General features: G+C 63.5%; 10 protein-coding genes. 6 read left to right on the plus strand and 4 right to left on the minus strand.

Going from position 1 to position 14,890, the window contains the following annotated elements:
• The first annotated feature begins 172 nt into the window (after nt 1-172).
• The 5 genes from ACZ5WT_RS03590 to hpt all read left to right on the plus strand — a co-directional run bounded on the left by ACZ5WT_RS03590 (nt 173) and on the right by hpt (nt 9,064).
• Nucleotides 173-631 (plus strand): Hsp20 family protein, encoded by a 459-nt coding sequence (locus ACZ5WT_RS03590; RefSeq protein WP_464286020.1) that lies wholly within the window; start codon nt 173-175, stop codon nt 629-631.
• A gap of 495 nt (nt 632-1,126) precedes the next feature.
• Nucleotides 1,127-1,600, plus strand: coding sequence for a DNA starvation/stationary phase protection protein Dps (gene dps, locus ACZ5WT_RS03595; RefSeq protein ID WP_464286021.1), 474 nt, complete (start codon nt 1,127-1,129; stop codon nt 1,598-1,600).
• 610 nt (nt 1,601-2,210) lie between these two features.
• Nucleotides 2,211-6,923, plus strand: coding sequence for a glutamate synthase large subunit (gltB, locus tag ACZ5WT_RS03600; RefSeq protein WP_464286022.1), 4,713 nt, complete (start codon nt 2,211-2,213; stop codon nt 6,921-6,923).
• A gap of 11 nt (nt 6,924-6,934) precedes the next feature.
• On the plus strand, nt 6,935-8,362 hold the full coding sequence (locus ACZ5WT_RS03605; RefSeq protein WP_464286023.1) for a glutamate synthase subunit beta: 1,428 nt from the start codon (nt 6,935-6,937) through the stop codon (nt 8,360-8,362).
• Nucleotides 8,363-8,524: 162 nt separating this feature from the next.
• Entirely contained in the window at nt 8,525-9,064 is a 540-nt protein-coding gene (gene hpt, locus ACZ5WT_RS03610) for a hypoxanthine phosphoribosyltransferase (protein WP_464286024.1), read from the plus strand.
• On the opposite strand, the gene ACZ5WT_RS03615 is transcribed toward hpt, so the two are convergent.
• The 3 genes from ACZ5WT_RS03615 to galE all read right to left on the minus strand — a co-directional run bounded on the left by ACZ5WT_RS03615 (nt 9,061) and on the right by galE (nt 12,572).
• Nucleotides 9,061-10,218, minus strand: a complete 1,158-nt coding sequence (locus ACZ5WT_RS03615; protein WP_464286025.1) for an SGNH/GDSL hydrolase family protein — start codon at nt 10,216-10,218, stop codon at nt 9,061-9,063. The genes hpt and ACZ5WT_RS03615 overlap by 4 nt on opposite strands.
• A 78-nt stretch (nt 10,219-10,296) precedes the next feature.
• On the minus strand, nt 10,297-11,508 hold the full coding sequence (locus tag ACZ5WT_RS03620; RefSeq protein WP_464286026.1) for a lytic murein transglycosylase: 1,212 nt from the start codon (nt 11,506-11,508) through the stop codon (nt 10,297-10,299).
• Nucleotides 11,509-11,585: 77 nt separating this feature from the next.
• Nucleotides 11,586-12,572: a UDP-glucose 4-epimerase GalE gene (galE, locus tag ACZ5WT_RS03625; RefSeq protein WP_464286027.1), complete on the minus strand. Its 987-nt coding sequence runs from the start codon at nt 12,570-12,572 to the stop codon at nt 11,586-11,588.
• A 96-nt stretch (nt 12,573-12,668) separates the two neighbouring features.
• On the opposite strand from galE, the gene galU reads away from it, so the two are divergent.
• Nucleotides 12,669-13,553, plus strand: coding sequence for a UTP--glucose-1-phosphate uridylyltransferase GalU (galU, locus tag ACZ5WT_RS03630; RefSeq protein WP_464286028.1), 885 nt, complete (start codon nt 12,669-12,671; stop codon nt 13,551-13,553).
• Nucleotides 13,554-13,598: 45 nt separating this feature from the next.
• Here the strand turns inward: galU and ACZ5WT_RS03635 are convergent, their stop codons facing one another.
• Complete coding sequence (locus ACZ5WT_RS03635; RefSeq protein WP_464286029.1) at nt 13,599-14,810, minus strand: outer membrane beta-barrel protein; 1,212 nt, start codon at nt 14,808-14,810, stop codon at nt 13,599-13,601.
• Between the last annotated feature and the right edge of the window lie 80 nt (nt 14,811-14,890).

A 14,890-nucleotide genomic window follows, 5' to 3' on the forward strand; every position in this document is an offset into this window, starting at 1 on the left:
GGTTCAGGATTCAATCCCTCCTCGGGGTCTTGAACCCGCGAAAACCCCTCCCATATTTCAATCGTTCGCCGGGTTTGTCCGGGAACCCCGACCTTCGGATCACCTGCTCGCCTAATGCTGGGAGCACTTGCGGAGACCGGGATATCCACGTTGCTTTACGGAGAATGTGACTATGCAGACCATCGATTTTTCCCCCTTCTATCGCTCCACCGTCGGCTTTGACCGCGTCTTCAACCGCCTGGACAACCTGGTCGGTCAGGAAGCCAAGACCTATCCTCCCTACAATATCGAGCGCACCGGCGAAGACGCCTACCGCATCTCGATTGCCGTAGCCGGTTTCTCCAATGGCGACATCGCCATCGAGACCAAGGAGAACAGCCTGGTCGTGAAGGGTGCCAAGCCTGCCGAGGCCTCCGACAAGGCCCGTGAATTCCTCCATCGCGGCATTGCCGAGCGCGCTTTCGAGCTGCGCTTCCAGCTCGCCGACTATGTCGAGGTGCACGGTGCTTCGCTCGAGAACGGCCTGCTCCATCTGGAACTGAAGCGCGAACTGCCCGAGAGCAAGAAGCCGCGCACCATCCAGATCAGTGGCGGCAACACCCCCTCGATCGAGGATAACTCGGTCAACTAAGTCACTCCTCCCCTGGTGACGATGAAGGGCGCAGTTCTCAGGAACTGCGCCTTTTTTGGTTTTGGGGGGCTCGCGGGCATTTTTGCCGGACGGAGAGTGGCCCGCGGATCAAGTCCGCGGGCAGCGACTGTGGGTGGGTATGGAGGCACCACACAAGCAGTCGTCTCCCTCCCCCTTTTGGAGAGGGATCAAGGGTGGGGGTGGGTTGGCCTCGATATCGGGGCTTCCAACACCCCCTCCTAACCTCCCCCTGAAGGGGGCGGGACGGGCCGGTGGTTTGGCGAGACGGGGGCACGACAATTGCACCACGCACAATCGCTGCCCGCGGACTTGATCCGCGGGTCGCTCGCCGCTTCTGCCGTGTTGAGGGCGGCCCGCGGATCAAGTCCGCGGGCAGCGACTGTGGGGGTGGAGAGATAGAGCAGGCATGCGGGAACTTCTGGGCGGGACGCCGGTTGATGGGGGACAATCCCCACCACCGTCAGGAGTGCTCACATGAAGACCCCATCCATTGCCCTCAAGGCCAATGCCAAATCGGCGGTGATCGACATTCTCAATGCCCGGCTGGCCGATGCCATCGACCTGGCGCTGATCACCAAGCAGGTCCACTGGAACCTCAAGGGGCCCAATTTCATCGCCGTGCATGAAATGCTCGACCCGATGCGGGCGGCGATTGACGAGCATGTCGACACCATTGCCGAGCGCGTGGCGCAGCTGGATGGCATTGCGCTGGGCACCAGCCAGGTGGTTGCCAAGCAAAGCCAGCTGGCGGCCTATCCCACCGATATCCGCAAGACCACGGACCACCTCGCCGCACTCGCCGAGCGCTATGCGGCGCTGGCCAACCAGGTGCGCGAGGATATCGATGCGACCGATGAAGCCGGCGATGCCGATGCCGCCGACATCCTGACCGCCTTTTCGCGCGAGCTCGACAAGGACCTGTGGTTCATCAAGTCCCATCTCGAATAGGACTTTATCGGAAAGTCCTGCATTCGCTCATTTTCGCGCCAATACGCACAAGAATTAGGCGGCATTTTGCCTAATTCCTATGCTATCCTACAGCAAAAACTGCAAAGTCCTATTCATTTGCCTGCAACCCCTACAAAGCCGCTTGATCGCGGTTTGGAACTGTGCAAATGTCATCGAGATAGGGCAGCAAGCCTGTCCTAACTATGCGTCGCCCCGGTCTCCCCGGCCAGCGCGCACGCTGGTCCGGCTGGACCGCTACACGTTAGCGGAAACGGACAGGCGGGGCTAACGAGGTGGGTCGAACATCCGTTCGGGCCAGCCCAAAGCAGAGGTTTGCCTGAACCGGCGCGCGGCGTACACTATGGCGCAACACCGGACGGCAAGACCCCTTCGCTGGCAGGCAGGCGTCAATGGATGGACTATCACCTAAGCCCGAATTGAGCGGCCATTTGGATGCAGCGCCGCTCCCCACGGAATACACATTGTCAGTGAGGCCGCGCCGTACCCCGTACGACCCGGCATCGCGATGTGTCCGCAAATTCGGGCCGGCTTCTGCCGGTGTGGTCAAACCGGCGGTGCGTCCGCCACATGATAGTTGAGGAAAGTTCAGATGGTCATCAGCCAGGTAGGGTCGTGCCAAGTTCCAACACGGTCTCCAGCCGCCGGTTCGCAAAACGGACGACCGGCGGCGCAAGGATTGTATGACCCCAAAAACGAACACGATGCCTGCGGCATCGGCATGATTGCCAACATCAAGAACAAGCCCAGCCACGAAGTGGTCGAAAAGGGCCTGGAGATTCTTGAAAACCTTGAACATCGCGGAGCCGTTGGCGCCGATCCCCTGATGGGTGATGGCGCCGGCATCCTGGTTCAGACCCCCCACAATTTCTTCGCCAAGGTGCTGCCTTTCCCCCTGCCGGGAAAGCACCACTATGCCGTGGCCATGCTGTTCTATCCCAATGACGCGGCCCTGCGCGATCGTTGCGCGGAAGCGGTGCGCCATTGCATTGCCAGCGAAGGCCTCAAAATCCTGGGCGAACGCGTCGTGCCCTTCGACAATTCCAAGCTCTCGGCCGGCGTTATCGCCACCCAGCCGATCATCGAGCAGATTGTTGTCGAACGCCCGGCGGACCTGACTATCGATGAGTTCGAGCGCAAGCTGCTGATCGCCCGCAAGGTCATTTCCAACACGGTCTATAACACCGTGCCCGAGAGCAACACCGATAACGGCTTCTATGTCGTGTCGATGGCGGCGCGCACGCTGGTCTATAAGGGCATGTTCCTGGCCTACCAGCTCGGCGCCTTCTATCCGGACCTGTCGGACCCCGATTTCGAAAGCGCCATTGCCCTGGTGCACCAGCGCTTTTCGACCAACACCTTCCCGAGCTGGAAGCTGGCCCATCCATATCGCATGACCACCCACAATGGTGAGATCAACACCATCCGTGGCAACGTCAACTGGATGGCGGCGCGCCAGGCTTCGGTGCACTCGAAGTATTTCGGCGAGGATATCTCCAAGCTCTGGCCCATTTCCTATGAGGGCCAGTCCGACACCGCCTGCTTTGACAACGCGCTCGAATTCCTCGTGCGCGGCGGCTATCCCCTGCCTCACGCGGCCATGATGCTGATCCCCGAAGCCTGGGCCGGCAATCCGCTGATGGATGAAAAGCGCCGGGCCTTTTACCAGTACCATGCCTCCCTGATGGAGCCGTGGGACGGCCCCGCCGCCATGAGCCTGTCGGACGGCCGCTACGTCGTGGCAACGCTCGACCGCAACGGCCTCCGCCCCGCCCGTTACCTCGTCACCAAGGAAGATCACGTTGTGCTCGCCTCGGAATCGGGCGTGCTCGACATTCCCGAGGAGGACATTGTCGAACGCTGGCGCCTGCAGCCCGGCCGCATGCTGCTGATCGACCTCGAACAAGGCCGCATCATCTCGGACGACGAGATCAAGTCGACGCTGGCAACGGCCAATCCCTATGCCGACTGGCTGGCCCGCACCCAGATCGTGCTGGAAGACCTGCCGGCCGTGGCCCCGCGCCAGACCGAAACCTCGGAAAGCCTGCTCGACCGCATGCAGGCATTTGCCTACACCCAGGAAGACATCAAGCTGCTGATGGCCCCCATGGCCACCACCGGCCAAGAAGCCGTGGGCTCGATGGGCACCGATACGCCGCTCTCGGCGCTCTCGGACAAGCACAAGCTGCTCTATACCTATTTCAAGCAGAACTTCGCCCAGGTCACCAACCCGCCGATCGATCCGATCCGCGAAGAGTCGGTGATGAGCCTGGTTTCCTTCATCGGGCCGCGGCCGAACCTGTTCGATCTTGAGGGCCTATCCACGGTCAAGCGCCTCGAAGTGCGCCAGCCGATCCTGACCAATGAGGACCTGCAGAAGATCCGGTTGATCGGGGAGATGGACACCAACAAGTTCCGCTCGATCACGCTCGACATCACCTATCCCAAGGTCAACGGCGCCGAAGGCATGGAAGCGGCCATCGACGCGCTGTCGGCTGCTGCCGAGCAGGCCGTGCATGATGGCTACAACATCATCGTGCTGTCTGACCGGGCGGTTGCCGCCGACCGGCTGGATATCCCGACCCTGCTGGCGCTCGCCGCCGTGCATCACCACCTGATCCGCAAGGGCCTGCGCACCTCGACGGGCCTGGTGGTGGAAACCGGCGAAGCCCGCGAAATCCACCATTTCGCGATGCTGGCCGGCTATGGCGCCGAGGCCATCAACCCCTATCTGGCCTTCGAAACGCTGCAGGCTCTGCATGCCGAGGGAAACTACCCCGAAGAAGTCTCGGCCGATGAAGTGGTCTACCGCTACATCAAGAGCGTGGGTAAGGGCCTGCTCAAGGTGATGTCCAAGATGGGCATTTCCACCTACCAGTCCTATTGCGGCGCGCAGATCTTTGACGCCGTGGGCCTGTCGCAAGCCTTCGTCGACCGCTACTTCTTCGGCACCGCCACCTCGATCGAGGGCGTGGGCCTCAAGGAGGTTTCCGAGGAAACCGTAAGGCGTCACGACCTTGCCTTTGGCGACGATGCCGTGCTGCGCAAGACGCTCGATGTGGGCGGCGAATATGCCTATCGCATCCGCGGCGAAAAGCATGCCTGGTCGCCCGACGTGGTGGCCGACCTGCAGCACGCCGTGCGCCTCAAGGACGAAAGCCCGGAAAACGCGCAGGACCGTTACAACAGCTTCGCGGCACGGGTGAATTCGGGCGAGAACGGCTATATCGCCATCCGCCACCTGCTCGACATCAGCCCGCTGGGCGCTGCAGTGCCCCTCGACGAGGTCGAGCCGGCCGGCGAGATCGTCAGGCGTTTCGTCACCGGCGCGATGAGCTTTGGCTCGATCAGCCGCGAGGCGCATACCACGCTCGCCGTTGCCATGAACCGGATCGGCGGCAAGTCCAATACCGGTGAGGGCGGCGAAGAGCCCGATCGCTACAAGCCCCTGCCCGATGGCAGCCAGAACCCGCTCCGTTCGGCCATCAAGCAGGTCGCGTCGGGCCGCTTCGGCGTCACCACCGAGTATCTGGTCAATGCCGATGCCTTGCAGATCAAGGTGGCGCAGGGCGCCAAGCCCGGCGAAGGCGGCCAGCTGCCCGGCCACAAGGTCGACTGGATCGTCGCAAAGACGCGCCATTCGACGCCCGGCGTGGGCCTCATCAGCCCGCCGCCGCACCACGACATCTATTCGATCGAAGACCTCGCCCAGCTCATCTACGACCTCAAGAACGTCAATGAGCAGGCCGATATCTCGGTCAAGCTGGTGTCCGAGGGCGGCGTGGGTACGGTTGCAGCCGGCGTGGCCAAGGCGCGCGCCGACCACATCACCGTCTCCGGCTATGACGGCGGCACGGGCGCTTCGCCCCTGACCTCGCTCAAGCATGCCGGCGGCCCGTGGGAAATCGGCCTTGCCGAAACCCATCAGACGCTGGTGCTGAACCGCCTGCGCAGCCGCGTCGTGCTGCAGGTCGACGGCGGTCTCAAGACGGGCCGCGACGTGCTTATCGGGGCCCTTTTGGGCGCCGACGAGTTCGGCTTCTCCACCGCGCCATTGATCGCGGCGGGCTGCATCATGATGCGCAAGTGCCACCTCAACACCTGCCCGGTTGGCGTTGCCACCCAGGACCCGGTGCTGCGCAAGCGCTTCAAGGGCACGCCCGAGCACGTCATCAACTACTTCTTCTTCATCGCCGAGGAACTGCGCGGCCTCATGGCCGAGTTGGGCGCCCGCACGCTGGTCGAACTGATCGGCCGCTCGGACCTGCTCGACCAGAAGAAGCTGGTGGACCACTGGAAGAGCGAAGGCGTCGATCTCAGCAAGCTGATCTTCAAGCCCGAGGCGATCGGGGGCGATACGCTCCATCACTCGGAACTGCAGGATCATCACCTGGAGGACGTGCTCGACCGCAAGCTGATCGAACTGGCCCAGCCAGCGCTCGACAATGGCACCCCGGTGCAGATCGAGCTGCCGATCCGCAGCCGCGACCGCTCGGCCGGGGCCATGTTGTCGGGCGCCGTTGCCCGCAAGTATGGTCATGAGGGCCTGCCCGAGGACACCATCGCCATCACGCTGAACGGCACTGCCGGCCAGGCCTTTGGTGCGTTCCTGGCGCGCGGCGTCTCGATCGACGTGATCGGCGACGCCAATGATTATGTCGGCAAGGGGCTCAGCGGCGGCCGCATCGTGGTGCGGCCATCGGAGAAGGCCACCATCGTGCCGGAAAAGTCGATCATCGTCGGCAATACCGTGCTCTATGGCGCCATCGAGGGTGAGGCTTATTTCCGTGGCGTGGCCGGCGAACGCTTCGCCGTCCGCAATTCGGGCGCCGTCGCTGTCGTCGAAGGCACCGGCGATCATGGCTGCGAATACATGACCGGTGGCGTCGTCGTCGTCATCGGCCAGACCGGCCGCAACTTTGCTGCCGGCATGAGCGGCGGCGTCGCCTATGTGCTCGACGAAGACGGCACGTTCCGCGACCGCTGCAACCTGGCCATGGTCGATCTCGAACCCGTCGAAGAAGAAGAAACGCTCATGCAGCAGCTTCATCACCATGGTGGTGATCTGGAATGGCATGGCCGCGTCGACGTCTCCGGCGACATGACCAAGCATGACGACGAACGCCTGCACCAGCTCATCTCCAACCACCTGCACTATACCGGCTCGACGCGCGCCCGGCACATTCTCGACAACTGGGTCGAGATGCGGCCGAAATTCGTGAAGATCATGCCGGTCGAATACCGCCGGGCCATCCGCGAGATGGAAAAGAAGCGCGCCTCGGGCGCCCAGATGGCTGCAGAGTAAGGGAGAGCAAAATGGGTAAGGTCACAGGCTTTCTCGAAATCGAGCGCGAAGAGCCGCGCTATGCACCGGCATCCGATCGCATCCGTCACTTCGGCGAGTTCACCATCCCGCTTTCCGAAGCGCGGGTGGTGGACCAGGCGGCACGCTGCATGGATTGCGGCATTCCGTTCTGCCACGGCGATACCGGCTGCCCCGTGCACAACCAGATCCCCGACTGGAACGATCTGGTGTTCAACAATGACTGGGAAGAGGCGGCGCGGAACCTGCACTCCACCAACAACTTCCCCGAGTTTACCGGCCGCATCTGCCCCGCACCCTGCGAGGAAGCCTGCACGCTGAACCTCGAGGACAGCCCGGTCGCCATCAAGACGGTCGAGCAGGCGATTGCTGACAAGGCCATCCGCAATGGCTGGATCAAGCCGCAGGTCAATCTCAACAAGACCGGCCGCTCGGTGGGCATTATCGGCTCTGGCCCGGCAGGACTCGCCGCTGCCCAGCAGCTGGCCCGCGCCGGCCATGACGTGCATGTCTATGAACGCGAGCCCAAGGCCGGCGGGCTGATGCGCTATGGCATTCCTGACTTCAAGATGGAGAAGGACCACATCGACTTCCGCGTCGAGCAGATGGAAGCCGAGGGCGTCACCTTCCACTATGGCGTCAATGTCGGGGTCACCACGCCCCTGGCCGAGATCAAGGCGCGGCATGATGCGATCCTGCTCTCCGGCGGTTCGGAAAAGCCGCGCGATGTCGATGCCGAAGGCACCCGGCTGGACGGCGTGGGTTTCGCCATGCCCTTCCTCGTGCAGCAGAACCGTCGCCTCGGCGGCGAGGATGTTTCGGGTGAGGCCCAGCTGACTGCTGCCGGCAAGCATGTGGTGGTGGTGGGCGGCGGCGATACCGCCAGCGACTGCGTCGGCACCAGCTTCCGCCAGGGCGCCATCGCCGTGACCCAGCTCGACGTGCGCCCCATGCCGCCCGAGCTGGAAAACAAGCTGACCAACTGGCCCAACTGGGCGGTGAAGATGCGCACCTCGTCCAGCCAGGCCGAAGGCGCCATCCGCGAATTCGCCGCCGGGACCATGCGCATCATCGGCAATGCCAAGGGACAGGTCACCGGCGTCGAATGCGCTCGGGTGGATCGCAAGCGCCAGCCGATCCCGGGCAGCGAGTTCATCATCAAGGCTGACCTCGTGCTGCTGGCCATCGGCTTCGCCCACCCCATCCACGAGGGCATGCTGACCGAACTGGGCGCCCAGCTCGACAAGCGCGGCAATCTCTTCGCCGACACGCTGAGCTACAAGACCACGGTCGATGGCGTTTATGCCGCCGGTGACATGCGGCGCGGGCAATCGCTGGTGGTCTGGGCCATCCGCGAAGGCCGCCAGGCCGCAAGGGCAATCGACTTCGACCTGATGGGCAAGACGGACTTGCCAAGGTAGACCCGCAGGCGCCGACAGTCCCTCCCCCTTCAGGGGAGGGAAACGACTGCAGGGCTGTTGCATAAAGGGTCCCATTGCATCGGAGCTGGTGTGCCACCCTGCCCCGTTGCCCGCTGGGCGCGAAGCGACTAAAACCCCTCCCGTTACCCGGCAGGACCCACCATGACCGCAAAGCCCTATGTCGTTGACGAACTGATCTCTGCAAAGGCCATCGCCGCGCGCGTCGAGGCCCTCGCCAAGGAGATCTCCACGCACTATTCCGACACCGACAAACTCGTCGTCGTCGGCCTGCTGCGAGGCTCGTTCATCTTCATCGCCGACCTGGTGCGCGAACTCGACCTGCCGGTTGAGGTCGATTTCCTCGAAGCCTCGTCCTATGGCAACTCCACCGAGTCGAGTCGCGAAGTGCGCATCCTCAAGGATTTGCGCGGCGAGATCGCCGGGCGCGACGTGCTGGTGGTGGAGGACATTGTCGACACCGGCTACACGCTCAAGCACGTGCTCGAAATCCTTGAGACCCGCCATCCCCGCCGCATGGAAGTGTGTGCGCTGCTCAACAAGCCCAGCCGTCGCGAAACCGACGTGAAGGCCAAGTGGGTGGGCTTCGACATTCCCGACAAGTTCGTGGTCGGCTATGGCATCGACTATGCCCAGCGCAACCGCAACCTGTCCTATATCGGCGCAGTGCGCTTTACCGACTAACGCCCACCAGCATTCTCGATCTTGGTGGCGCCCGGCCTGACGCCGACGCCAAAGGCATCGACGCGCCCCACCGGGGCCGTGACCAATTGTTCGAGGCTGAAACCGGCCGCCGGCACCGGCGCACTCGACGCGGTGATGAGCTCGCTGGCCCGCGCCGGCACCCGGCTGATCGGAATGACCGCGCCCGCCACTTCAAGCAGCCTGATCTGCCCCAGTCCCTGATAGGGCGGCCGCAGCATGGCCGCAGCGTCGGTGCCCAGCAGCGGATCGGCCACGGCAATGGTCATGCCCCCGGCCCGATAGAAGGTCGAGATCGACTGGCTGAGATAGAAAGCCACCTTGTCCGCACCGGCGGCCGAGAAGTGAATGCCGTCATCCTTGCGCATCAGGGCGTTCTGTCCGTTCACATCAGGACCGTAGGACGAGTATTTGCCGTCGTCGCCGAGAAACCGCTCGTAGACATCGAGAAATTCCGCGCCGCCGGAAAAGGCGGCCAGCCGCTGGATATTGCTGATCTTGGCGATGGCGGCCGAATATTCGCTGCGCGACATCGGCGGCAAGCCCACCCAGATGACCGGCTTGCGCGCGGCCCGCAGCTTGCCGAGGAAGCTGTTGATGCGGGCCTGATAAGCAGTGTTCCAGGGATCGGTGAGGGAAGCCTGGGCCTGCCCGTTGACGGTGATTTCCTGCCGGTCGTTGATGCCGATGATGACAACCGCCAGGTCAAAACTGTCGGCGGCAATCTGCTCGGTGATCGCCTTGTCCCAGTCAAAAAAATCGGCGCGCACGAAGCCCGAGGAACTGACGCCCTGGTTGATCACCACCAGATTGGGGTCTTCGGCGTAGAAGCGCTCCAGGGCGCGGCTGAGATCGATCGCCATGGAATCGCCGAAAACCGCTAGGCGCGTGGCGTCGGGCGCCTTTGCGACCTGCGGCTTGGGCGGCGGGAGGCTCGCGGCAGGAGCCTGCTTGCGCGGTTGGCTGGGCTGCTGAACCGGAGCCGGGGTGGGCTCGGGCTCGCCAAACAGGAGATCGAACAGGGTCCGGCGCCGCTCCTGCTGCGCCACCACGATACGCTCGCTCTGGGCGAAGGCCGGCGCCACGTCGATCAAGACGAGCATGCCGACCAACAGAGCAACGACGAACCGGACCATGGCGCTTCCGCGGAAGGGATAATTACCCCCGTCTCCTAGCAAAACCGACCTCATAAAGCCAACGACCTCCCCCCGACGTTACTGCGTCGCGGCGCTGAGCGCCTCGAAGGATTGCCGCGTGATGAAGCCGTCGGCGACCTCGCCGCGCCCGGCCTGAAACCGTGCATAGGCCTCCTGGCTGATCGGGCCGATCCGGCCATCGACGGCGCCCGTATAGAGCCCCAGAGCCACCAGCGCCTGCTGGATCGCCTTGCGCTGCGCGAGATTGGGGAAGGCGGTGTTGCGCGGCCAGTCATCGACGAAGCTGCCGCCGCCCTTCAGCCGGTCGGCCATGTGGGCGACGCTCATGGCGTAGCTATCGGAGAAATTGTAGCCCTTGAGCGCCAGATAGTTCTGCGTCATCAGGAATTTCGGACCGTCCTTGCCGGCGGGGACATAGAGAAAGACCGGCAGGCGCAGGTCGGCAAACTGCCGTCCGGCGACGCGGGTAATGCCGCGCTCGGCAAAGAACGATATCGGCCGCAACTCGGTGCGGCTCGCCAGCAGGTAATCGAACCCAGCCGGCACCACCACCTCCATGCCCCAGTCGATGCCCGGCCGGTAGCCCAGTGCGAGCAGGAAGCGCGCACTGGTCGCCAGGGCGTCGGCGAGCGAGTTATGCAGGTCGACCCGCCCGTCCCCGTCGCCATCGGTGCCATGGGCGATCACATTGCTCGGATTGACCTGCAGGTGCCCGATTGCCCCCGCCCACGAACCCACCAGGCCGCGGGCATCGAGCGGACCGCGCTGGACCAGGAGGAGCGCTGCGATCAGGTCGGCCTCGTCCTCAACCAACCGCGTGCGGCGCTGATGCACGACGGTGGCCAGCGAGCGCACGATGGGGCGGATCAGCTTATCGTTGCCCAGCACCGCGCCGTAATCGGTTTCCATGCCCCAGATGGCGCCCAGAATGTTGGGATCGACCCCATAGGCGCGGCCGACGGCGGTGAATAGGTCAGTATTGCGTTCCATGGCTGCTTTGCCGCGCTGGATGCGGCCGGAGGTGACGCGCCCCTCGATATAGTCCCACATCGGCGTGGTGAATTCGGGCTGCGTCGCCACGAGGTCGGGCACGCGCGGATCGGGCGTGAGGCCCGCCATGGCATTGTCATAGGTGGCAGCGCTGACGCCCGCGTTCAGGGCCTTGGCGCGGAAATTGGCGATGAAACTGTCAAAGCTCTCGACGGGCTGGGCATGGGCGGGGGCCACGAGCAGCAGCAGGATGGCGAGCAATGAAGACAGAATGCGCATCTGACGAGTCCACCCGAATTTACAATCGCCCGTCACCCTCAAGCCCGGCCCGAGGGTGACGATCGCGTTTGGAATGCCTAGCGGTTGCGCGTCATCAGATGGCGTTCCCAATTGTAGGCGGAATCGACGATCTCGCGCAGGTCGTCATGCTGGGGCACCCAGCCGAGCAGGCTCCGCACCTTTTCCCCGGTTGCGGTGATCGAGGCCGGATCGCCGGCGCGGCGCGGGCCTTCTTCGACGCGGAAATTGACGCCGGATACTTCGCGCACCGTCTCGACCACCTGGCGCACGGAATAGCCCTGGCCATAGGCGCAGTTGAGCGTGGTGCTCTGGCCGCCCTTGCGCAGATGCTTGAGCAGCAGGGCATGCGCCGCGATCAGGTCGGTGACGTGGATATAGTCGCGCACGCAGGTGCCATCGGGCGTTTCGTAGTCGGTGCCGTAAATGTCCATCTTCTCGCGCTGGCCGAGCGCGGTCTGGCACGCCACCTTGATGAGATGGGTGGCCAGCGGCGTCGACTGGCCACTGCGCTTGCCGGGATCGGCACCGGCAACGTTGAAATAGCGCAGCACGCCATAGGTCATCGGATGGGCGGCAGCCACGTCGGCCAGCATCCATTCGGTCATCAGCTTGGAGCGGCCGTAGGGCGACATCGGATTGAGGGGCGTGGTCTCGACCACGGGCGCCAGCCCGGTCATGCCGTAGACGGCCGCCGTCGACGAGAAGATGAAGTGCTTGACCCCACCCAGCACGGCCGCCTCGATCAGGTTGCGCGAGGTGGCGGTGTTGTTGCCGTAATATTTGAGCGGATCGGTGACCGATTCTGGCACCACGATGGAGCCGGCAAAGTGCACGATCTCGCTAATCTGGTGCTTGTCGATAAGGCGGCGGACCAGATCGATATCGCCGGCATTGCCGCTTTCGAAGGTCGCACGGCCGTCGATTGCCCAATCGAATCCGGTCACCAGATTGTCGAGAACAACCACCTTTTCATGGGCATCGGCCAGGTTCAGCACCATATGGCTGCCGATATAGCCCGCGCCTCCGGTTACCAGGACGGCCATGATTTCACTCCAATTTTCAAACGCTTATTAGCCTAGATGATATTTTGGACAGGTTGAGATAGCTTTACGGCCAAACTCGGCAATGGAGTAAGAGATTTGCCCAAACGCGTTAGAACGGCCGTATTTCCCGTCGCCGGCCTTGGTACCCGGTTCCTGCCGGCCACCAAAGCCCTTCCCAAGGAAATGCTCACCGTCGTCGATCGTCCGCTGATTCAATATGCGGTGGATGAGGCACGCGAAGCCGGCATCGAGCACTTCGTGTTCGTCACCGGCCGCAACAAGGGCGTGATCGAAGATCATTTCGACCGCCAGTTCGAACTGGAAACCACGCTGGAATCGCGCGGCAAGAGCCAGGCGCTCGACGAGCTGCGCAAGGACCTGCCCTCGGCCGGCCGCACCAGCTTCACCCGCCAGCAGGAGCCGCTCGGCCTGGGCCACGCCGTGTGGTGTGCCAGGGATATCGTGGGCGACAACCCCTTCGCCCTGCTGCTGCCCGACATGCTGTTCAAGGGACAGCCCGGCGTGCTCAAGCAGATGATGGACGCCTATGAAGAGACCGCCGGCAACGTGATTGCCGTCGAGGAAGTGCCCGAAAAGGAGGTCTCGTCCTATGGCGTCATCGCCCGCGGCAAGGGCTCGGACACCGGCTTTGAGATCACCGGCATGGTCGAAAAACCCAAGCGCGAGGAAGCCCCGTCCAACCTGATCATTTCCGGTCGCTACATCCTGCAGCCCGAAATCTTTGGCCTGCTGGCCAATCAGCCGCGCGGCGCGGGCGGAGAAATCCAGCTCACCGACGCGATGCAGACCCTGATGCAGACGCAGAACTTCACCGGCGTGAAATATGAAGGCCGCAGCTTCGACTGCGGTTCGAAGATCGGGTTCCTCACAGCCAACGTTGTCTATGCGCTCGACCGGGAAGACATCCGCGATGGCTTCCTCAAGGAATTGCGCAAGCTCGACCTTGACGAACACCTCTAGCGCGCGTGATACGCCCTTGTGGTTCCGACCATGAGGGCGTGCGCCTTAACGCGAAAGCGTGATGCCCAGGGTGGCGCGATGGCTGTCTTGCTGGCCATCGGCGCTGCTATTGGTCTGGCCATAGCGGTAGTCGGCGGCAACAGCGGTATGGGCGTTGACCTTGTAGTCAAAGCCCGTGCCCAGGCTGTGGCCCGTTTCGGTGGCGCTGCTGCCGGCAAAGCTGGTGGTCGACCAATCCGCCATGGCCCGCAGCGCCAGCCAGGAATTGACCGTATAGGCGACCTCGGCGCTGGTGCGATAATCGACCCGCGTCGTGCCGCTGCCCGTGGGGCCCGAGGGGGCCACGGTGGTTTCGAGCCCTGCCGTCATGCGCCAGGTGGAATCGGGCGTGAAACTGACCTTTGCGTCGTAAAGCTGGGTAACGACGTCGGGTAGGCCCGCCGTATCGAAGCGGCGCAGGCCCAGACCTGCCGAGGCCGTTGCCTCGAGCCTGTCGTTCCAGCGCCCAGTGACGCCGCCCCTGAGCGTGGCATCGGTGGCATTGGACTGGACCGCCGGGTGATCGAAGATATCGCGGCCGAGGCCGGCTTCGGCGAAGACCTCGAAGATCGGTGTCGCCGCGAAGCCAACGCGCAGGCCGGTATCCAGAGCCCAGTAATTGCTGTCGGAATTCTGCGTGACGCTGCCATCGGTGAGCGTGGTCGCGCCATAGATCTTGCGTTCGGCGCCGCCGGTCAGGCCGACATTGAACTTGCCAAACTGCCGGGTGACCCCGACGTCGAAGCCGCTGGATAGCGTCTGCGGAGCGATAGCGACATTGCTGGCCAGACCCGGTGAACCCGCAATGGCCTGCGTCAGCGACAGGTTGCCATTGGCGGTGAGGCGGGTGACGCTATCGAGGTTGTAGCCGGACTTGAGGCCCAGGCGCAGCGCCGAAATGTCGATGGCGCCGCTATCGCTGGGGCGGCCAATCTCGGCATCAGCATCAAAGCTGATCGCCGAGCGCGAGCCGATATGCTCGAAGCCCACCTGGGGCACGACCCGGATGTCGAAGCGTTCGCCTGAAGTCGATTTGGTGTAGCTGCCGCGCAGGCCAACCGACCAGTCGATATCGAAGAACGGGTCATAGGGTTCGGCAACCCCGGCCCCGCTGGCCAGCACCGGGCTGGTGGGAAAGACATTAGCCTCTAGCCGGTCATTGTCAGCGCCGGAACCGTCGCCGAGCGAACCGGCCTGTGCGGACAGGGTCAGGCACAATGAGCACAGCGCGCCAGCGCCCGCTCCCGCTATTGTGTGCCGCCACCGCAAAGGCAAACCATTCTCCGCCAAACAGGATT

Source organism: Devosia sp. T2-14 (assembly GCF_055397495.1).